The 20,972-nt window shown below is 65.1% G+C and carries 18 protein-coding genes; 3 read left to right on the top strand and 15 right to left on the bottom strand.

Translation table 11 applies throughout. The annotated features are described in order from the left end of the window. Window positions 1–39 precede the first annotated feature (39 nt). Window positions 40–1,212 carry an enoyl-ACP reductase FabV gene (gene fabV, locus JQ616_RS25970; RefSeq protein WP_212019475.1) on the top strand — a complete coding sequence of 391 codons (1,173 nt, stop codon included), beginning with the start codon at window positions 40–42 and terminating at the stop codon, window positions 1,210–1,212. 156 nt (window positions 1,213–1,368) lie between these two features. Here fabV and JQ616_RS25965 read toward each other — a convergent pair whose 3' ends face one another. The 10 genes from JQ616_RS25965 to rimP all read right to left on the bottom strand — a co-directional run bounded on the left by JQ616_RS25965 (window position 1,369) and on the right by rimP (window position 12,990). Continuing rightward, a complete protein-coding gene (locus JQ616_RS25965; RefSeq protein WP_212019473.1) occupies window positions 1,369–1,965 on the bottom strand; it encodes a glutathione S-transferase family protein in 597 nt (198 codons plus the stop codon). A gap of 44 nt (window positions 1,966–2,009) precedes the next feature. After that, entirely contained in the window at window positions 2,010–2,468 is a 459-nt protein-coding gene (locus JQ616_RS25960; RefSeq protein WP_212019471.1) for a GNAT family N-acetyltransferase, read from the bottom strand. Window positions 2,469–2,664: 196 nt separating this feature from the next. Continuing rightward, a complete protein-coding gene (gene pnp / locus JQ616_RS25955) occupies window positions 2,665–4,821 on the bottom strand; it encodes a polyribonucleotide nucleotidyltransferase (protein WP_212020162.1) in 2,157 nt (718 codons plus the stop codon). Between the two features lie 314 nt (window positions 4,822–5,135). After that, window positions 5,136–5,405 carry a 30S ribosomal protein S15 gene (gene rpsO, locus JQ616_RS25950; protein WP_016844725.1) on the bottom strand — a complete coding sequence of 90 codons (270 nt, stop codon included), beginning with the start codon at window positions 5,403–5,405 and terminating at the stop codon, window positions 5,136–5,138. A gap of 2 nt (window positions 5,406–5,407) precedes the next feature. After that, on the bottom strand, window positions 5,408–6,517 hold the full coding sequence (truB, locus tag JQ616_RS25945; protein WP_212019469.1) for a tRNA pseudouridine(55) synthase TruB: 1,110 nt from the start codon (window positions 6,515–6,517) through the stop codon (window positions 5,408–5,410). Beyond that, complete coding sequence (gene rbfA, locus JQ616_RS25940; protein ID WP_212019467.1) at window positions 6,514–6,927, bottom strand: 30S ribosome-binding factor RbfA; 414 nt, start codon at window positions 6,925–6,927, stop codon at window positions 6,514–6,516. The genes truB and rbfA overlap by 4 nt, the downstream gene beginning before the upstream one ends. Before the next feature lie 158 nt (window positions 6,928–7,085). Then, entirely contained in the window at window positions 7,086–9,773 is a 2,688-nt protein-coding gene (gene infB, locus JQ616_RS25935) for a translation initiation factor IF-2 (protein WP_212019465.1), read from the bottom strand. 109 nt (window positions 9,774–9,882) lie between these two features. Beyond that, complete coding sequence (locus tag JQ616_RS25930) at window positions 9,883–10,569, bottom strand: RNA-binding protein (RefSeq protein ID WP_212019463.1); 687 nt, start codon at window positions 10,567–10,569, stop codon at window positions 9,883–9,885. 15 nt (window positions 10,570–10,584) lie between these two features. Beyond that, complete coding sequence (gene nusA / locus JQ616_RS25925) at window positions 10,585–12,198, bottom strand: transcription termination factor NusA (RefSeq protein ID WP_212019461.1); 1,614 nt, start codon at window positions 12,196–12,198, stop codon at window positions 10,585–10,587. Between the two features lie 3 nt (window positions 12,199–12,201). Beyond that, the gene (rimP, locus tag JQ616_RS25920) at window positions 12,202–12,990 is read right to left on the bottom strand and encodes a ribosome maturation factor RimP (RefSeq protein ID WP_212019459.1); all 789 of its coding nucleotides are present in this window, start codon (window positions 12,988–12,990) and stop codon (window positions 12,202–12,204) included. A gap of 346 nt (window positions 12,991–13,336) precedes the next feature. On the opposite strand from rimP, the gene JQ616_RS25915 reads away from it, so the two are divergent. Both JQ616_RS25915 and JQ616_RS25910 read left to right on the top strand, forming a co-directional pair. After that, a complete protein-coding gene (locus JQ616_RS25915; RefSeq protein WP_212019457.1) occupies window positions 13,337–14,407 on the top strand; it encodes a DUF2336 domain-containing protein in 1,071 nt (356 codons plus the stop codon). Between the two features lie 205 nt (window positions 14,408–14,612). Continuing rightward, a complete protein-coding gene (locus JQ616_RS25910) occupies window positions 14,613–15,446 on the top strand; it encodes a phytanoyl-CoA dioxygenase family protein (RefSeq protein ID WP_212019455.1) in 834 nt (277 codons plus the stop codon). Between the two features lie 41 nt (window positions 15,447–15,487). Here JQ616_RS25910 and trmB read toward each other — a convergent pair whose 3' ends face one another. From trmB to JQ616_RS25885, 5 genes are all read right to left on the bottom strand, one after another. Continuing rightward, window positions 15,488–16,228 carry a tRNA (guanosine(46)-N7)-methyltransferase TrmB gene (trmB, locus tag JQ616_RS25905; RefSeq protein WP_212019453.1) on the bottom strand — a complete coding sequence of 247 codons (741 nt, stop codon included), beginning with the start codon at window positions 16,226–16,228 and terminating at the stop codon, window positions 15,488–15,490. After that, a complete protein-coding gene (locus JQ616_RS25900; RefSeq protein ID WP_212019451.1) occupies window positions 16,225–17,349 on the bottom strand; it encodes a M20 family metallopeptidase in 1,125 nt (374 codons plus the stop codon). The genes trmB and JQ616_RS25900 overlap by 4 nt, the downstream gene beginning before the upstream one ends. 222 nt (window positions 17,350–17,571) lie before the next feature. Next, complete coding sequence (locus JQ616_RS25895; RefSeq protein ID WP_212019449.1) at window positions 17,572–17,988, bottom strand: helix-turn-helix domain-containing protein; 417 nt, start codon at window positions 17,986–17,988, stop codon at window positions 17,572–17,574. Between the two features lie 261 nt (window positions 17,989–18,249). Continuing rightward, window positions 18,250–19,863, bottom strand: a complete 1,614-nt coding sequence (gene lnt, locus JQ616_RS25890; RefSeq protein WP_212019447.1) for an apolipoprotein N-acyltransferase — start codon at window positions 19,861–19,863, stop codon at window positions 18,250–18,252. Beyond that, window positions 19,860–20,972: a hemolysin family protein gene (locus JQ616_RS25885; RefSeq protein WP_212019445.1), complete on the bottom strand. Its 1,113-nt coding sequence runs from the start codon at window positions 20,970–20,972 to the stop codon at window positions 19,860–19,862. Before JQ616_RS25885 ends, lnt begins: the two co-directional genes overlap by 4 nt.

Here is a 20,972-nt window from a genome sequence, read left to right as displayed (position 1 = left end):
GCGAATGGGGATATTGCAACGATCCGGAATGGGGTGGGAATGATTATCGAACCGCGCGTGCGAGGCTTCATCTGCACGACGGCGCATCCGGTTGGCTGCGCCACCAATGTCCGCGAACAGATTGCCTATGTCCTCAAGCAGGGCCCGGTTGCCGACTGCCCGAAGCGCGTCGCCGTGCTGGGCTGCTCGACAGGCTATGGTCTTGCGAGCCGTATCGTCGCGACCTTCGCCGGCGGCGCCGATACGATCGGCGTGTCGCTGGAGCGCGAGCCGTCGGAAAAGAGAAGCGCCAGCGCCGGCTGGTACAACAACCGCGCCTTTGAGATCGAGGCCGAGAAGATCGGACGCTCTCCGCTCACGCTGGAAGGCGACGCCTTCTCCGACGAGCTGAAGAAAGACTTCATCGCGCGCGTGCGCGAAAAATTCGGCCAGCTCGATCTGCTGGTCTACAGCATGGCCGCGCCGGTTCGGACCGATCCGGACACCGGCAAGACCTATCGCTCGGTGATCAAGCCGCTCGGCGCCCCGGTCGAGATCAAGACGCTCGACACCGAGACCGGCGAGGTGTTCCAGACCACCCTTGAGCCGGCGAACGAAGAGCAGACCGCGGCGACCGTCGCGGTGATGGGCGGCGACGACTGGAAGCGCTGGATCGATCAACTCGCGGATGCCGGGGTGCTGGCGCCGGGCTTCCGCACGCTCAACTACACCTATATCGGCAGTGAGCTGACCTGGCCGATCTACTGGAACGGCACGCTCGGCCGCGCCAAGGTCGATCTCGACAGCAAGGCGGAAGCGATCCGCGGCCGGCTTGGTGCCGACGCGGCCCGCGTCGTCGCGCTGAAGGCCGTGGTCACCCAGGCGAGCTCGGCTATACCGGTGGTGCCGCTCTATGGCACCGTGCTGTTCAAGGTGATGAAGCAGCTCGGTCTGCATGAAGGCTGCATCGAGCAGATCGACCGCCTGTTCCGCACCCGCCTCGGCAAGGACGTCGCGCTCGATGACGCACAGCGCATCCGGGTCGACGATTGGGAGCTTTCGCCGGACGTGCAGACCGAAGTGTCGCGGCGCTGGCCGCTGCTCACCACCGAGACGCTCGGCGAGCTGGCCGACCTCGGCGAATACAAGACCCAGTTCCTGCGCCTGTTCGGCTTCGGCATCGACGGCGTCGACTACACGCAGGACGTCGATCCGCGCGTCGTGCCGAGATAGGTCGTTCGGAACTCCACTGCTTGGTAGCCCGGATGGAGCCAACGGGTCGCGCGAACGCGCGCCCGATGACAGGCTCCGCGAAATCCGGGTCCGTCGCCGCGGAGAAAATGTCCCGGATTGCGCTGCGCTTCATCCGGGCTACGCGAGATCGCAAATTCACCCCGCCGCGATCTTCTCCGCGCGCTGGAATGCAGGCCGCGCCACGCAGCGGTCGATATAGGCATCGAACGACGGCCGCGGCGGCACCATCTTGAACACGCGCACCGCAAAATTCAGTCCCGCGCCGATCGCGATGTCGGCGGCGGAGAACTGATCGCCGAGGATCCACGACCCCTTCTGCAATTCGGCGTCGAGCACGTCGAACACCTGCGTGGCGCTGCCCCATGATGCGGTGCTGGTCGGCACTTCGAGCTTGGTGAAGAGCTGGATCAGTGCCGGCTCGATGCAGCTCGGCGAGAAGAACAGCCACTGCAGATAGCGTGCGCGCTTCGGGTCGGTCGCGGCCGGCGCGAGCTTCGTTTCGGGATAGCGATCGGCGATATAGGCGCAGATCGCCGCCGCTTCGGCGAGCTCCGCGTCGCCGTTGGTCAACGCCGGCACCTTGCCCATCGGGTTGATCTTGAGGAAGTCCGGCGATTTCTGCGCGCCGGTGCTGATATCGGTCAGCACCCGTTCGTAAGCCAGGCCGGATTCCTCCAGCAGCCAGATGGCGGAGAACGAGCGCGAGCGCGGCGACCAGTACAGCTTGATCATGGTGCTTGAGCCTTTCTTCGGCGTGGACGAACATGCGCGGCAGGTCAGCCGCGAACTCTCTTCCACCGGTAATACTTCATCATCAGCCCGTTCAGCGGGTTGATCTTCTCCTCTTCGTACAAAAAGCCCTCGCGTTCATACCAACGCCAGGCCTTTTCGTTTCCGCGGGCGCATTTCAGCCAGATCTCGTCGGGCATCTGCGCGCGTGTGAAGGCAAGCAGGTGGCGCCCGATGCTCCTGCCTTGATAGTCGGGGGCGACGAAGAGCTGATCGAGGTAATGGCCGGAGATGTGCAGTGCCAGCATGCCGGCCAGCTTACCGTTGTCGTCGGCGACGAACAGGCTCCAGCCCTGCGCGATCTCGTGGCGCAGACGCTCGCGCAGATTGGCGAGCAGGGCATCATTGGCCTCGGCGAGGCCCGTCGTGACCCAGCTCTCCATCCAGACGCGGGCGATCTCGTCGTATTCGTCCGGCCGGGCGGCGCGGATCACCGTTGGCGTCATCGTTGATCTCTCGGGCTGCGATGCGCTTCGCGTGGAATTGTGGCGCGCTATCATTGTCGCCAGCCTACGCGATGATGACGCTGCCGGCGAGTTCCGCCATCCGGCTCATACGCCGAGCCGGAGCGCGCCGGATCAAACGACAAACAAACGAGGGGCGGCCTTTCGGCCGCCCCTCGTGGTTTCGTTCCAAACAGGCTTACTCGCCGGCGGCTTCGCGCGGCGCCGGGGCGTCGCTCTTCTGCTTGGCCTCGAGGTCCTCGCCGGTCTCCTGGTCCACTGCCTTCATCGACAGGCGGGTCTTGCCGCGGTCGTCGAAGCCGAGCAGCTTGACCTTGACCTTGTCGCCTTCCTTGACGACGTCGGAGGTCTTCTGCACGCGACTGGAGGCAAGCTGGCTGATGTGGACCAGGCCGTCCTTGGCGCCGAAGAAGTTCACGAACGCGCCGAACTCCATCACCTTGACGACGGTGCCCTCGTAGATCTGGCCAACCTCCGGATCGGAAGCGATCGACTTGATCCACTTGATAGCGGCCTTCATCGCCTCGCCGTCATTGGAGGCGACCTTCACGGTGCCGTCGTCCTCGATGTTGACCTTGGCGCCGGTCTTCTCGACGATCTCGCGGATCACCTTGCCGCCGGTGCCGATCACTTCGCGGATCTTGTCGGTGGCGATCTTGAAGGTCTCGATGCGCGGCGCATATTCGCCGAGCTCGGCGCGGGCCGCGGTCAGGGCCTTGGACATCTCGCCGAGAATGTGGATGCGCCCTTCCTTGGCCTGGCCAAGCGCAACCTTCATGATCTCCTCGGTGATGCCCTCGATCTTGATGTCCATCTGGAGCGAGGTGATGCCCTGGTCGGTACCGGCGACCTTGAAGTCCATGTCGCCGAGATGATCCTCGTCACCGAGGATGTCCGACAGCACCGCGAAGCGCTGACCCTCGAGGATCAGGCCCATGGCGATACCGGCGGTCGGCCGCTTCAGCGGCACGCCGGCGTCCATCAGCGACAGCGAGGCGCCGCAGACCGAAGCCATCGAGGACGAGCCGTTCGACTCGGTGATCTCGGAGACCACGCGGATCGTGTACGGGAACTCGTGATGCGGCGGCAGCACCGGGTGGATCGCGCGCCAGGCGAGCTTGCCGTGGCCGATCTCGCGGCGTTTGGTGCCGCCGAGGCGACCGGTTTCACCGACCGAGTAGGGCGGGAAGTTGTAGTGCAGCAGGAAGGTTTCCTTGTACGTCCCCGACAGCGCGTCGATGTACTGCTCATCCTCGCCGGTGCCGAGCGTGGTCACGACCATCGCCTGGGTCTCACCGCGGGTGAACAGCGCCGAACCGTGGGCGCGCGGCAATACGCCGGCTTCGGCGACGATGTTGCGCACGGTCTTGACGTCGCGGCCGTCGATGCGCTTGCCGGTGTCGAGGATGTTCCAGCGAACGATCTTGGCTTCCAGTTCCTTGAACACCGCGGCGACGCGGAGCTTGTCGTATTTCGGCTCCTGGCCTTCCGGGAAGAAGTGCGCGAGCACCTTCTCCTTGACGGCGCCGACCGCGGCATAGCGTTCCTGCTTGACCGGGATCGCATAGGCCTTGCGCAGCTCCTGCTCGGCGATGCCGAGCATCTCCTTCTCGATCTCCGAATTGTCGATCGTGGTGACTTCGCGCGGCTCCTTGGCGGCCTTCTCGGCGAGCTGGATGATCGCGTTGATCACCGGCTGGAAGTGGCGGTGGCCGAACATCACCGCGCCGAGCATCACGTCTTCGTTGAGCTCCTTGGCTTCCGACTCCACCATCAGCACGGCGTCGGCGGTGCCGGCGACGACCAGGTCGAGCTGGGTCTCGGTCATCTCGTCCAGCGTCGGGTTGAGGATGAATTCGTCATTGGCAAAGCCGACGCGTGCGGCGCCGATCGGGCCCTTGAACGGTGCGCCCGACAGCGTCAGGGCGGCGGAGGCGGCGACCAGCGAGACGATGTCCGGATCGTTCTCCATGTCGTGCGACAGCACGGTGACGATGACCTGGGTCTCGTTGCGCCAGCCGTCGACGAACAGCGGACGGATCGGGCGGTCGATCAGGCGGGAGACCAGCGTCTCCTTCTCGGTCGGACGGCCTTCGCGCTTGAAATAGCCGCCGGGAATGCGGCCGGCAGCGTAGGTCTTCTCCTGGTAGTCGACCGTGAGCGGCAGGAAGTCGACGCCCTCGCGCGGCGCCTTCGCCGCGACGACGGTGGCGAGCACCACGGTCTCGCCATAGGTCGCCATCACGGCGCCGTCGGCCTGACGGGCGATCTTGCCGGTTTCAAGTTTGAGGGGACGTCCACCCCAGTCGATCTCGACGGAATGCGAATTGAACATTTCGGTTTCTTTCATGGTTTCACGAAAGCACGGTGCCCTGAAGCACAAAGACCATGCCAAGACGGCGAGACACTGATGCGCTTGTGGCGATCAGCATCCGGCGATCCTGCCATGGTCTCTGGATTTCGGATGGCGTCCATCCTTTCGGTCATCTGGGCATCTTGCCCGGTCCAGCTGCCGGATTGCTGCTGGACGCTAGTGCGCATGGCGATTGCCATGCTGTTGCGCATGATCATCTTTCGACAATTCGAAAGCCCGAGTTCACGGACGACCATGCGAAAACGCGCGCGAACCTCGCGCGCGTGCTTCTCAAATCAACGACGGATGTTGTGCTTTTCGAGCAGCGCCTTGTAGCGCGCCTCGTCCTTGCGCTTGATGTAGTCAAGCAGGGAACGACGCGTCGACACGAGCTTCAGGAGGCCGCGGCGTGAATGGTTGTCCTTCACATGGCTCTTGAAGTGCTCGGTGAGGTTATTGATGCGTTCCGACAGGATCGCGACCTGAACCTCGGGCGAGCCGGTGTCGCCGGCCTTGTTGGCATTCGTCTTGATGACTTCCGCTTTGCGTTCTGCGGTAATCGACATCGTCAGTTACTTTCATTGTTGCGAGCCGGACTGGCAGTCAGTCCGTTCAGGTTGAACACGCGCTTGGGGATGAGTTCGCCATTGCCAATTTCGGCAAGCGCGAGAAGTCGGCCTGCTACCGTGACATAGACTGTGCCGCTGGTATTGGGCGCATCCCGTCCGCGCAATAAAACGGCCTGACCCCTGTGGAGCCTTGCCGCATCAGCCCGTGTGACGGCCAGTGCCGGGATGTCGTCCAGCGCGGTCTCAACGGGCAAAAGCGCGTCGGCGAGGCTGCCCTCGCCAGACGCGGCTCTATTGCATAAAGCCTCCAACTGTTCCAGCGGAATCATGTCCGCTTCGGTAAACGGACCGACAAGGGTCCGCCGCAGGGCGCAGATATGGCCGAAACAACCCAGAATCCGGCCCATATCGCGAGCCAGGGCCCGGACATAGGTTCCCTTGCCGCACTCGGCCTCGAACACGGACTGGCCGTTATCTCCATGTTCCACAAGGGTTAATTCGTGAATTTCGACCGGGCGGGGCTTCAGTTCCACGGTCTCGCCGTCGCGCGCCAAATCATAGGCCCGCTCGCCCTGCACCTTGATCGCCGAATATTGCGGCGGGATCTGCTCGATCACCCCGGTGAAGCGCGGCAGCAGCTCGCGGATCGAATCGGCGGTCGGCCGGTTCTCGCTGGTCCGGACCGGCCGTCCCTCGGTGTCGTCGGTGTCGCGCTCCTCGCCCCAGGCCACCGTGAAGCGGTAGCGCTTGCGACCGTCCATCACGAACGGCACCGTCTTGGTGGCTTCGCCGAGTGCGATCGGCAAGCCGCCGGAGGCCAGCGGATCGAGGGTGCCGGCATGGCCGGCACGCTTGGCCTGGAACAGGCGCTTGAGCACGGCGACCGCCTGGGTCGAGGTCATCCCGATCGGCTTGTCGAGCACCACCCAGCCATGGACGTCGCGCTTGTCGCGGCGCGGCTGCTGGTTCTGCCTGCCCTGCTTCTGGCGCGGGTCGTTGTTGGTGCGGCGCGCATCGTCGCTGCGCTGTCCGGCAAAAGCATCCCGCTCAGCGTCGCGCGCGTCGGCATCCTTCGCGTCGATAACGCTGTTGGTCGTCATCACAGTCATTCCTCGTCGTCCGAATCGGGTGCAAGGTCTCGCTGCACCGCAGGTGTCCGCAGTAGTTTCTCGATGCGCTCCGCCTCGTCGAACCGCTCGTCGACGCGGAAGCGAATATCGGGTGCAAATTTCAGGTTGACGCGATGCGCGATCTCGCCGCGCAGGAACTTCTTGTTGCGTTCGAGCGCTGCGATCACCGTGTCGGTGTCGCGTCCGCCGAGCGGCATCACATAGACCGTCGCGAGCTTCAGGTCCGGCGACATACGCACCTCGGGAACGGTGACGATGTGGCCTTCGAGATCGGGATCGTGGACCTCACCCTGTGACAGAATCTCGGCAACTGCATGGCGAACCGTTTCGCCAACGCGCAGCTGACGTTGTGAGCCGCCGGGGCTGGAACTCTTCTTTTGACGGGGCATGACCTTTTTCCAAAACCGTCGCGCCCGCAGGCCGTGGCCGCGGGCATCAATGTCCTAGCTTTGCTTTCAATCAGACAATGCGCTGGTGGCCGGACCAAAGTCCGGCCACGTCGTCGCATTTTCAGTCAAATGGACCCAACGCTTGGTAAGATTTGGACTTACAGGGAGCGCTGGATCGTTTCGATGCGGTAACATTCGATCACGTCGCCGACACGCATGTCGCCGTAGTTCTCGAATGCCATGCCACACTCTTGGCCGGAGACCACTTCCTTCACTTCATCCTTGAAGCGCTTCAGCGTCGACAGCTTGCCTTCGTGCACCACGACGTTGTCGCGGATCAGGCGAACATTGGCGCCGCGCTCCACGGTGCCGTCGGTGACGCGGCAACCCGCGACCTTGCCGACCTTGGAAATGTTGAACACCTCCAGGATCTGCGCGTTGCCCAGCATGGTTTCGCGCAGCGTGGGCGCGAGCAGGCCGGACATCGCCTTTTTGATGTCATCCACGAGGTCGTAGATGATGTTGTAGTAGCGGATCTCGATGCCGTTGCGCTTGGCTGCCGCAGCCGCTTCCTTGTTGGCGCGGACCGAGAAGCCGATGATCGCGGCGTTGAAACCTTCCGCCAGCGTGACGTCGGACTCCGAGATACCGCCGACACCCGCATGCAGGATGCGAGCGGCGACTTCGTCGGTGCCGAGCTTCTCCAGCGAGCCCAGGATCGCTTCCAGCGAGCCCTGCACGTCGGCCTTGACGATCAGCGGGAACTCCTTGCGGCCCGCGGTCTTCAGCTGCGACATCATCTGCTCGAGCGAGCCGCGCATGCCGGAGATCGAGGCAGCCGCGTTCTCGCGCTTCTGGTGCGCACGGTAGCTCGTGACCTGGCGGGCGCGGGCTTCGTTCTCGACAACGGCCAGACGATCGCCGGCTTCCGGCGGGCCGTTGAAGCCGAGCACCTCGACCGGCACGGACGGACCGGCCTCTTCGAGATTCTCACCCTGGTCGGAGATCAAGGCGCGGACGCGGCCCATCTCGGCGCCGGCCACGATGATGTCGCCGACGCGCAGCGTGCCGCGCTGGACCAGCACGGTCGCGACCGGACCGCGGCCGCGATCGAGCTTGGCTTCGATCACGGTGCCTTCCGCCGGACGCTCCGAGTTGGTCTTCAGATCGAGGATTTCAGCCTGCAGCGCGATCATCTCGAGCAGCTTGTCGAGATTGGTCTTGTTCTTGGCCGAGACCTCGACGTCCACGACGTCGCCGCCGAGCGATTCGACCTGCACCTCGTACTGCAGCAGCTCGGTGCGCACGCGCTCGGGCCGCGCATCGGGCTTGTCGATCTTGTTGATCGCCACGATCATCGGCACCTTGGCCGCCTTGGCGTGGTTGATCGCCTCGATCGTCTGCGGCATCACGCCGTCATCGGCCGCGACCACCAGCACGACAATGTCGGTGACCTTGGCGCCGCGGGCGCGCATCGCGGTGAACGCGGCGTGGCCGGGCGTGTCGATGAAGGTGATCTTGGTGCCGCTCTCGGGCGACAGCACCTGATAGGCGCCGATATGCTGGGTAATGCCGCCGGCTTCGCCGGACACCACGTTGGCGTGGCGCAGCGCGTCGAGCAGCGAGGTCTTGCCGTGGTCGACGTGACCCATGACGGTAACGACCGGCGAACGCGGCTCGGTGTCGGTGGAATTGTCGACGACGTCGAACAGGCCTTCTTCAACGTCGGACGCCGCGACGCGCTTGACGCTGTGGCCGAGCTCTTCGGCGATCAGCTGCGCGGTGTCGGCATCGATCACGTCGGTGATCTTGTGCATCGCGCCCTGCTTCATCAGCATGCGGATGACGTCGACCGCGCGTTCCGACATACGGTTCGCGAGTTCCTGGATCGTGATCGCTTCCGGAATGACGACTTCGCGGATCAGCTTTTCCTTCGGCTCGTTCGACGCATGCCCCTTCAGGCGCTGGGTGCGGCGGCGGAACGAGGCAATCGAGCGCTCGCGCACGTCGTCGGCGTTGAGCGCAGTGGTCAGCGTGAGGCGACCGCGCTCCTTCTGCGGACCAGGCTTGTGGGTGGTTTTCGGAGCCGCGACGGGGCGCACGGCGCCTCCGGGGCGACGCACCATGCGCGGACCCTCGTCTTCGTCCGGTCCGGCCGCAACCGCCGGCGCCCGCGGCGCAGAGGCCGGTGTGCGCGCGGTTGTCGTGGTCGTCGGGCGGGCTGCGGGCGCGCGGGCGGCCGGAGCAGATGCAGGTGCGGCTGTCGCGGGCCTGGGTGCCGTGGCGGCCGGCGCGGCGGGCTTGCCCTCGCCCTCGCCAAAGCGGCGCTTGGCCTCGACCTCGGCCTTGCGCTTGGCCTCTTCCTCGTGGCGATGGCGCTCTTCTTCCGCCTTGCGGCGGGTTTCGGCGGCCTCGCGCTCGACCTTCTCGGCGGCTTCGCGGATGGCGCGGCGCTTGGCTTCCTCTTCAGCCTGGCGGCGCTCCTCGACGTCGCGCTGGCGCGCGTCGGCAAGCGCGTTGGCGCGCGCGGAACGCTCGTCCTCGGTCAGGGTCGGCAGCACCACGCCGGAGCGGGTGTTACGCTGCGGCGGGGCCGCGGGGCGGCCGAGCGGGGGCTTGGCGACAGGAGGTGCCGCAGGCTTTGCAACCACGGGTTCCGGCGCATGCGCCTCGCCGGGGCCGTCGCCACCGACGCGGCGCTTGCCGCGCTTCTCGACCACGACCTGCTTGGTCCGGCCGTGGCTGAAGCTCTGGCGCACGGTGCCCGTCTCGACGCGCGGCTTCAGCGACAACGTCTTGCTCGGGACACTCAGAGTCTTGTCGCCAGGGGTCTTGGTATCAACCATTCAGCAGTCCTAATCTCGTTTCGCTGTGCGTTTGCCGCACAAATCCTTCAATGCGTCGTTCTTCTGCTGAGCATGATCCGGTCGGAAAGACGGCGTCCGCCTTCCTGGATCAGGCTCTGGAATTTCTGGCCGCTTCGGCGGTCTTGTCGTCGTCGGCCATCCGGTATCGGACCAGCATCTGGCAGCGCGACAGGAACGTCTTGCTCGCCGGGCCCGCGAGCAGCGCAGCATGTATCACATTTGACCGCCCAAGTGCCAAATCCAATTCATCCGACGTCAAAACATTGACGACGGCGATTACCGCCGATTCACCACGTTTTTCGCCCCTTTGCCTGAGGATCGCGTCCAATTTGCGGATTCCGTCCGCGGCGCCGTCCGAAGCGTGGATCAGGGCTGCAGTTTCGTTCCGGTTGAGTGCGTCCTCGACCTTGCCGAAGCCCGCAACGACCTGACCGGCCTTGGCGGCCATCGCCAGGGCCTCGGTCACGCTGCGCACCAGGAGGGTCTCGGTGTCGGCGGGAAGGGTCGGCGCGACACGGACATCGCGCTTGAATCCCTTGCTAAATTGGTGACGACGGACCGCTTCCGCAACGCTGCGCCGCGACGCGGAAACCCATAATCCGCGGCCGGGCAGCTTGCGCTTGAGGTCGGGGATCACCTCGCCCGTCGGCGAGACGACGAACCGGATCAGCTCGTCGAGCGGACGCACCTCGCGGCTGACCGCGCACATCCGCGTGGTCGCGGACTTCTGCGTCCGCGGCCCATCGTCGAGATCGGGGTCAGCCTGAGCGAGCATCCGTGGGGCATCTCCTTACGACGCCGTTTCTGCTTCGGCGGCCTCGGCCTCCTCAGCAGGCTTGGCGAGATCGGCCTCGGTGATCCAGCCGGCCTTGAGGCGGGCCTGCATGATCACGGCCTCGGCTTCGTCGCGCGAGATCTCGATGCCGTCGAGGAACCCGGCATGCTTGGTCGGCTCGCTGCCTTCCTTGCGCTCGGTCCAGCCGACCAGATCGTCGGTGGCGCAGCCGGCGAGATCTTCGACGGTCTTCACGTCGTTCTCGCCGAGCTTCACCAGCATCTTGCCGGTGATGCCGGGGACGTCCTTCATGGCGTCCTCGACGCCGAGTTCCTTGCGCTTGGCTTCCAGTTCGGCCTCGAGCTGTTCCAGATATTCGCGGGCGCGGGTCTGCAGCTCGGTCGCGGTCTCCTCGTCGAAACCTTCGATGCCGGCGAGTTCCTTGACGTCGACCAGTGCGAGTTCCTCGACCGAGGTGAAGCCTTCGGAAGCGAGCAGCTGGCCGACCACTTCGTCGACATTGAGCGCTTCCATGAACACGCGGGTCGAGTTCTCGAAGTCGGCCTGGCGGCGCTCCGATTCTTCCTGCTCGGTCAGGATGTCGATGTCCCAGCCAGTGAGCTGCGAGGCGAGGCGGACGTTCTGGCCGCGGCGGCCGATCGCCAGCGACAGCTGGTTGTTGGTGTCGGGAACCACGACCTCGATGCGCTCGCGCTCTTCGTCGATCACGACCTTGGCGACTTCGGCCGGCGCCAGCGCGTTGACCACGAAGGTCGCGATGTCGGGCGACCACGGAATGATGTCGATCTTCTCGCCCTGCAGCTCGTTCACCACGGCCTGCACGCGCGAGCCGCGCATGCCGACGCAGGCGCCGACCGGGTCGACCGAGGAATCGCGCGAGATCACGCCGATCTTGGCGCGCGAGCCGGGATCGCGGGCGACCGCCTTGATCTCGACGATGCCGTCATAGATTTCCGGCACTTCCTGCGCGAACAGCTTCGCCATGAACTGCGGATGGGTGCGCGACAGGAAGATCTGCGGACCGCGGGTCTCGCGGCGGACGTCGAAGATATAGGCGCGGACCCGGTCGCCGTTGCGGAACACTTCGCGCGGCAGCATCTCGTCGCGGCGCACGATCGCTTCGCCGCGGCCGAGGTCGACGATCACGCTGCCATATTCGACGCGCTTGACGATGCCGTTGACGATGTCGCCGATGCGATCCTTGAATTCCTGATACTGCCGGTCGCGCTCGGCCTCGCGCACCTTCTGCACGATCACCTGCTTGGCGGACTGCGCGGCGATGCGGCCATATTCCAGCGGCGGCAGCGTGTCGGCGATGGTGTCGCCGACCTGGGCACCGGGATTGGCGCGCTGCGCATCGTGCAGCGAAATCTGGTTCGACGAGTTTTCAACGACATCGACCACCAGCATGTGGCGGGTCAGCCGCAGCTCGCCCTTCTTGGCATCGATCTCGGCATGGACGTCGGTCTCGCTGCCGTAGCGGGCGCGTGCGGCCTTGGCGATGGCGTCTTCCATCGCCGCGATCACGATGGAGCGGTCGATCGACTTTTCGCGCGCAACTGCGTCTGCGATCTGCAGCAGTTCGAGTTTGTTGGCGCTGACTGCCATGGCTTAGTCTCCTTCGAATGGATCGATCTCGCCACGGCGCGCGCGCTCGGCGGCCAGGCGGTGCTTTTTGGTGTTGGTCGGCGCCGGCTTGTTGCCGGGCTTGGTACCAGGCTTGTGATCGGACTTGGGTTTCGGCTTTTGGCTCTTGGTAGGATCGCTGTTCTTGGCGTGGGCCGGCTGCGGCGGCGCGAGGCCGAGCTCGCGGCGCAGCTCGCGTTCGGCGGCCTTGCCGCGGCGCATCGATTCCTCGATCAGCTCGTCGGTCAGCACCAGCCGCGCGTCCGAGATGTCTTCCATCACCAGCAGAACCTCGGCGTCCTCGGTCGGACGCGGATCGTCACGCTTGATACGCACGGCATTGCCTTCGACGCCGGCGAGCAGGCCGCGGAACCGCTTGCGGCCCTCATGCGGCACCGCCATCTCGATCTTCACGAGATGGCCGGTGTAGCGCTCGAAGTCGGAGCGGCGCACCAGCGGTCGGTCGATGCCGGGCGATGAAATTTCCAGCCGGTAGGCGCGCTCGATCGGATCGGCGACATCGAGCACCGGCGACAGCGCGCGCGAGATCGCCTCGCAATCCTCGAGCTGCATCGAGCCGTCGGGGCGTTCCGCCATGATCTGCACGGTGCAGCCGGCGTCGCCCGAGACCTTGATGCGCACCAGGCGATAGCCCATGCCCTGCAGCACCGGGACGGCGACCGCAGCGACGCGCGCCGCGACCCCGGGCTCGACGACAAGCCGCGGCTCGGCGAGCAGTTCGGTGTCCACGGGCGTGGCGATCGGATCGGTCATATCCAGTGTCAAAAGCTGTCTAACGTCTAAAGGCTGCTGAGGTCTGTTGTGTTGTTCAGGTGGCCTTAAGGGGCCGCTAACGCTACCCAAACTGGACCCGGCCTCGTTGGGTCCCGTCAGGTAATAAAAAAGAGCGGGTCCCGGGGGGCCCACTCTCCTACGCGATCGTATGAGATACCATAAGTTGCGGTGGATATAGCCCTTTTGCCGGGGTCCGGCAAGGCCTCCGGGCCCCGCGGAACGCGATTTTGCGGCGTCCCGGAGCCGGATTCGATCTAACCCTCCGTTTACGAACGGGGTCATAGATTGCCGAAAATCGGCAGAAGTCGCCGGTTGGACAAGGCTCATGACGACAGCCCCTGCGCTGATCCCGGAACTCGACGACATCGTCCGTCGCGGCGACCCACAGCGCCGCGCCGACGCCGCGCGGCGGCTCGGCGAGCTGTTCCTGCAGGGCGCCTCGAGCTTCCGTCCCGATCATATCGACCTGTTCGACGGGGTGCTGACCAGCCTGGTGCCGCATGCCGAGCTCGCGGCGCGGATCGATCTCGCCGAACGGCTCGCGCCACTCGCCAATGCGCCGCGGCGCCTGGTCGGGCAACTCGCCCGCGAAGACGAGGTCGCGATCGCGGGGCCGGTGCTGCGGCGCTCGCCGGTGATTGACGACAAGGTGCTGGTCGAGATCGCCAATGCCAAGGGTCAGGGCCATCTGCTTGCGATGGCCGAACGGTCGAAGATCTCGACCGCGCTGACCGATGTCCTCGTCCGTCGCGGCGATCGCGACGTGATCCGATGCGCGGCCGGCAATGCGGGCGCCGCGTTCTCCGACATCTCCTTTGCGACGATGGTGCGCCGTGCCAGCCAGGACGGCGTGCTGACCTTGCGGATCGGCCGCCGTGACGATCTTCCGCCCGAGCATCTGAAAGGCCTGCTGGCCGGTTCGATCGACGTGATCCGCCGCCGTCTGCACATCGTCGCCAAACCGGAACGGCAGGCCGAGATCAAGCTGGCGTTGAGCGAGATCGAGGGCGTCGTCGCGCAGGTCGAGGGCCGCGATTTCGCCGCCGCCCAGCGCACGATCCTGGCGCTGCATCGCGCCGGCCAATTGAACGAGGCCGCGGTGGCAGGCTTCGCAAAGGCCTTCAAATACGAGGAATGCGTCGCGGCGATCGCCGCGATGGCCAGTGTGAAGATCGTCACGCTCGATCGCCTGATCTCCGGCGACCGCTACGATCCGATCCTGATCGCCGGCAAGACGATCGGCTTCGAATGGCCAACCGTGCGTGCCCTGATCCTGATGCGGCTCGGGCCGAACCGTGTGCCGTCGCCGGCCGATATCGAAGGCGCGCGGGTGAACTTCACGCGCCTGATGCCGTCGACGGCGCAGCGCGTCGTGGATTTCTGGAAGTCGCGGTAGCCCGCAAGGACACTCTTCATTCCGTCATCCTGAGGAGCGCGTAGCGCGTCTCGAAGGATGCACGGCCCGGTCGGTGGCCGTCGACCCTTCGAGACGCGCGTTCCGCGCTCCTCAGGGTGACGGTACCGTCAAAATATCTCCCAAACTCAGCGCGTTCCGCTATGCTTTCCGCAAGGCGCGACACAGCGCCAACGGGGAGATTGTCATGCTGACGGACGCCGACATCCAATCGCACGCCGAGCGGATCCGCGACGACGGATACACCGTGATCGAGCGCGCCGCTTCACCGGACCTGGTCGAGGGATTGAAGGCGGCGGTGCTCAGAATCGAGAGCGAGCACAATCTCGGCCTTGCGCGGACGTCGTTCGAAGGCTTCAAGACGCTGCGCATCAACAACCTCCTGACCTACGACGATCTGTTCTGGGAGGTGCCGCTGCATGACAACGTGTTGCCGGTGGTCGAGCGCGTGCTGGACAAGGAATGCCTGCTGTCGTCGTTCTGCTCGCTGGTGCTCGGCCCCGGCGAGGTGGCGCAGCCGATTCATGAAGACACCCAATTGATCCCGTTGCCGCGGCCGCACATTCCGATCACGATCAACGCGATCTGGGCGCTCTCGGATTTCCGCGACGACAATGGCGCGACCCGGATCATTCCGCGCAGCCACAAACTCGATTCGTCGCCGGAATACGGCAGGGATTACGACGCGGTCACCGCGACCATGCCGGCCGGCAGCGTGATGCTGTTTGACAGCGCGCTGTGGCACGGCGGTGGCGCCAACACCAGCGATAGGAGGCGCTTTGCCTTCTCCTGCGCCTACTGCTGGGGCTGGATGCGACAGCAGGAAAACCTGCAACTCGGCATTCCGCGCGAGACCGCGGAGCGCTTTCCGCGCCGCTTGCAGGAGCTGTGCGGCTACAGCGTCTACAAGGGCCAGTTCGGCCACATCGACAATCACGATCCGATCGAGCTGCTCGGCCGCGAGCGCGGCAAGCGCATGGTCTGGGAGGCGACCGACGTCAGGAAGGCGCGGCAAGGCTGACTATTCGGGGCTCGCGACTGTGTCGCGCCCCCGAATGACGACTAGCCCAATCGCCTGAATCTCAAATACGCCGCCTTGCGCCCTTCGCGCTCGGCCTTGGCGCCGTAGCGCGTCATCGTGTAGTTCGGCCACGGCTCGAGCCAATCGATCGCGCGCTCGGCGAGCCAGGCGAAGTCGGGCGAGCGCATCAGATGCGCCAAGGTCCAGGCGCAGTAATCGTCGATGTCGCTGACGAAGCGGAATTCGCCGCCGGGCGGCAGCAGCCGCGTCATTGCAGCGACCGTTGCATCCTGCACGAAGCGCCGCTTCCAGTGCCGCCGCTTCGGCCAGGGATCGGGATGGATCAGGTCGATACGTGTAAGCGAGCGCGCTGGCGCCCAGGCCAGGAGCTCGGCGGCGTCGCCGGCGAACAGTCGGATGTTGCCGACGTTGTGCGCCTCGATCTGGGTCAGGATCTTCGCCATCCCGTTGACATAGGGTTCGCAGCCGATGAAGCCGGTCGCCGGGAATGCCTGCGCTTCCGCGATCAGATGCTCGCCGCCGCCGAAGCCGATCTCGAGCCTGACGTTTTCGATGCCGTCATCGAACAATTCGGTCAGCGCCCCGGGTGCGGGCATCGAGATGTCGACCGACAGATGCGGCAGCAGCGTGTCGATCAGGTCGGCCTGGTGCGCGCGCAATTTGTGGCCCTTGCGCCGGCCGAAGAACGAGCCGCGCGAATGGGCCATCGCGCCGTCATCAGGAGACTCGCGATCGTCGGTGTCGTTCGGAGCTGAAGTCATCGCAGCGTCTGATAGAGCCGGTGGAGCAGCCGCGCGCGCGGCTCGATCGACGAGATATAGAGCTGCTCATAATGGGTGTGTGCGCCCTTGCCGTCGACGCCGAGGCCGTCGAGCGTCGCGGTATGCGGCGCGGTGAAATTGCCGTCGGAACCGCCGCCGGTGAAGACGTCGATCAGTTCGAAGCCGAGTTCGGCGGCAAGCCCCTTGGCGTGTTCGTAAAGTGCGGCACCGGCATTGCTCTTCTCATAGGGCGGACGGTTCAGTTCACCCGTCACCTTCACCGTGACGCCCTCGGTGCGCGAGGTGATGCCGAGGATCTTCGGCACCAGCTCGTCGGCGTCGGCCATGGTCGGTACGCGCAGATCGACTTCCGCATAGGCCTCTTCGGCGATCACGTTCGGCTTGGTGCCGCCGCGGACCACGCCGACATTGACGGTGATGCCGCGCTTGAGGTCGTTCATCCCCTCCAGCGCCAGGATCACATGGCCGAGTTCCCGGATCGCGCTACGGCCGTCCTCGGGGCGCGTGCCGGCATGTGCCGGCGCGCCCTTGATGTTGACGTCGAAGCGCGCCACGCCCTTGCGCCCGGTGACGATCTTGCCGCCGTCGCGCGCGGGCTCGGTCACCAGCACATATTTGGCCTTGCGGCCCTCGGCTTCGATCAGCGCACGCGAGGTCGGGCTGCCGATCTCCTCATCCGAGACGTAGAGCTGGGTGATGCCGAGTGGCGGCCGCGCATCTTCGGCGCAGATTTGCCGGAACGCATGATAGGCGAGGTAGGCGCCGCCCTTCATGTCGTAGATGCCGGGGCCGAACGCGCTGTCACCGTCGATCTTGAACGGTAACCGTTCGATGAATCCCATCGGATGGACTGTGTCGAGATGGCTCAATACCAGAATGCCCGGCGCGTCCTGTCCCCAGGACGAGCGTGCGACCAGATGATCGCCGCAGCCGTCGCGCCCCGCAATGCGCTCGACCGTGGCCGGCAGGTCGCGATAGCCAGCCGCGACGAGATCGGCCAGCTTGTTGACCTGATCCGGCCGCTCGGTCGGAGACTCGATCTCGACCCAGCGGCGGATGCCGTCGAGAATGTCAGCGGTTTCGAACGGGTTGCTGGACATGCTGTTGTCGTCGCCTGTGAATTTGGTCTGTGAATTCGCTTTGTCATTCAGCGCACGCGCCAGAGCATGATCCGGAAAAGCGTGAAGCGGCTTTCGGAAAAGATCATGCTCAAACAACGAGCTAGAGCGCGATGGCGTTCAAGCTGAACCCATCGCGCATTAACGCGCGCCGGAATGACATATTCCAGATTTGACGATCGCTCAAACGGATATGGGGCCGAATCAGACCTGTTCGGCGGCCTCGCGCGCTGCGATCTGCTCGACCAGCTCGACGATGCTGCGGCGGAGCTTGGCGTCGGCGATCCGCGTGAAGGCGCGGGTCAAGGCCAGGCCTTCGGCGGTTGCCAGAAAATCAGAGACATAGGTTGGCGAAGAGCCCTCGCTGAAGCCGTCGGCGGTCTTGACGCCGCTCGGGCCGCCATCGAACAGGAAGGAGACCGGCACCTGCAGGATCTCGGAGATCTGCTGCAGCCGGCTGGCGCCGACACGATTGGTGCCCTTCTCGTATTTCTGCACTTGCTGGAACGTCAGGCCTAATGCCTCGCCCAGTTTTTCCTGACTCATGCCGAGCATGATGCGTCGCATGCGGACGCGGCTGCCGACATATTTGTCAACAGGATTGGGCGCTTTGGTGGACATCTCCAACTCTCCTAGGGGATTGCGCGCCCGTGGATGAGGCAAGTTGGAAGGGGAGTATGCCTCAGGCGCCGGTGCCGTCAAATCCTGCAAGGAGGATCGGGACAAAATGCGGACAATTTGCGCAAAGGGGCTGACTTGGCTTGTGATTTCGCGTGGACCCGTACAATGCGAAGCGCACGGTCGATCTGTCAACTGGTGGAATCGCGCAGAGGTAAATTTCGACGTTTTTTCGGGTTCGCGACAACCGGCGATATGCAGCGGTCAGGCTTTTCGCCTGACAAAACGCCTCCGCAAGACGATTGCGAGGGCAACCAACACAATTACAGCGACCGGGATATTCCCGACACGCGCATAGATCGTCGGCGGGATGGCCGCCGGCAGGCCGGCATCGAGCACGCCTTCGAGGCCGAGCCCGAGTTGGGCGACAATCCGGCCGAGCGGGTCGATGATGGCCGAGATGCCCGTATTGGCGGCACGCACCAGCGGCAGGCCTTCCTCGATCGAACGCATCCGGGCCTGTTGCAGATGCTGATAGGGGCCGGTCGAGATCCCGAACCAGCCGTCGTTGGTGACGTTGACGATCCAGCCGGGACGATCGTCGCGGCTCACGACATTGCCGGGGAAGATCGCCTCGTAGCAGATCAGGGGCAGTGCGCGCGGCGCATTGGGAATGGCCAGCGTGCGGCGGATCGTGCCGGGAATGTAGCCGCCCTGCACCTTGGTGAGCTGCACGAAGCCAATCTTCTCCATCCAGTCCTGGAACGGCAGATACTCTCCGAACGGGACCAGATGCAGCTTGTCGTACACCGCGAGCACGCTGCCGTCGTGGTCGATGACGTAGATGGAATTATAGGCGCGCGTGATGCGGACATTGGGCGGCAGATCGGGCGCGCGCACCGAACCGGTGATCAGCACGGTTCCCTTCGGCAACAGGTCGGCGATCTGCGCCATCGCGTCGGCTTCCTTGGTCAGGAAGAACGGAAACGCGGATTCCGGCCAGATCAGGATGGTGGAGTCGCTCACGCCGGTGGAGTGCGGCCCGGACGCACGATCCGACAGGGTGAGATATTTCTGCATCACCGCCGCCTTGGCGGAATAGTTGAACTTGGCGTCCTGCTGCAGATCGGGCTGCATGATGCGAAGCTTGACGCCGTCGACCATCGTAGTCGGCGTCTGCGCGAGCCGGACGGTGCCGAACGCCAGCATCGCGGCGAGAACCAGCACCGCGGCCACCGGCGCGCGCCACGGTTTGCGGCCGCGCGAGGCGCCGTCGATCAGCACGGCGGGGCTTGCGAAGATCGCAACGGCCAGGAACGTCATGCCCCACAGCCCGATCAATGATGCAGTTTGTGCCAGCGCCAGTGGTTCGGTCAGCGCATAGCCGAACGCATTCCACGGGAAGCCGCTCAGCAGATGGCCGCGCAGCCATTCCGAAATCGTCAGGCTGATCGCGAGCGCCAGCACGCGCGAGGCGTCCCGCGGCCAGATCAGCCGCGCCAGCGCGAAGCCGAAGGCGGTGAACAGCGCGAGATAGGCCGGCAGGCCGAGCACCGCGAATGGGGTCAGCCAGGCAAACGTGTCGGCATCGACGAAGAAGGCATAGCCGATCCAGTACAGTCCCGGCACGAAATAGCCGAGGCCGAACCAGAAGCCGGACAGCGCCGCAGCGGGCAGGCCGCGCCCGCGTCCGGCGGCGCTGCCGTCGATCAGCCAGACCGCGATGGAAAAGCTCAAGAACAGCACCGGCCAGGCGTTGAACGGCGCCATCGCCAGCGAAGACAGCGCACCGGCGGCGAGCGCGAGCGCGGCACGCTTCCATCCCCAGGTCAGGATGACCGCAAGGCCGATCGATCGGAGCCTGTCGGAGAGCCTCACTGCGGTCCGGCTCCCTCGCCGGGCGGCGGCAGATTGTCATTCGCCTGTGGGTTTCCGGAGTCCGGGGTCTGCTCGCGGCGCCGTTCGCGCTCCTTGCGCGGCGCCGGCCGCTCCTTGCGCGTCGTGATGCGCACGCGCTTGACCCGCCGCGGATCGGCGTCGAGCACCTCGACCTCGTAATTGCCGGGCCCCGAGATCACCTCGCCGCGCACCGGCAGGCGGCCGACGAACGACACCAGATAGCCGCCGAGCGTCTCGACCTCTTCGCCGGCCTCGCCGGTCACGAAATCCTCGCCGATCACCGATCGGACATCGTCGAGGCCGGCGCGCGCGTCGGCGATGAAGGAGTTGTCCGGTTGGCGAACGATCGATGGCGGCTCGTCGGAATCGTGCTCGTCGTCGATCTCACCGACGATCTGCTCGACGATGTCCTCGATCGACACCAGCCCGTCGGTGCCGCCATATTCGTCGACCACCAGCGCGAGATGGATGCGCGAGGCCTGCATCTGCGCCAGCAGGTCGATCGCGCGCATCGACGGCGGGATGTAGAGCAGCTTGCGGATGATGTTGGCGTCCGCCAGCGGCAGCGCGAGGTCGACGCTGCGCAGGTCGAGCCCGGCCGGGAACGGCTTCTTGCGCTTGGTCTTGGTCGCCTCGGTGACGCGCGCCTTCGCGGTCATGAAGGCGAGCAGGTCGCGGATGTGCACCATGCCCTCGGGGTCGTCGAGGGTCTCGTTGTAGACGACGAGCCGCGAATGCGCCGCGCTCTCGAACAGGCTCATCAATTCGCCGAGCGGAATGTCGCGCTTGACCGCGACGATGTCGGCGCGGTGCACCATCACGTCGGCGATCCGTCGCTCGTTCAGCGACAGGATGTTGCGCAGCATGGTGCGCTCGATCGCCGAGAAGCCGACATCGTCGGGCGTCGAGGCGTCGAGCACCACCTGCAGATCGTCGCGCACCGAGCCGGCCTTCCAGCCGAACAGGGTGCGGATCGCGCGCACCAGCCAGCCCTCGGCGGCAGGGCGCTGCACCTCGCCTTCGTGCACCACCGCGGGCAGGTTGCTCACGTTGCGCGGATTGTCATGGGTTGGTTCGGAATCCGGCAT

The organism is Bradyrhizobium tropiciagri, from assembly GCF_018130545.1.
In the GTDB taxonomy this organism is placed as follows: domain Bacteria; phylum Pseudomonadota; class Alphaproteobacteria; order Rhizobiales; family Xanthobacteraceae; genus Bradyrhizobium; species Bradyrhizobium tropiciagri_A.
Note: the sequence above shows the minus strand (reverse complement) of the source record. Positions and strands in the feature narration are given on the sequence as shown.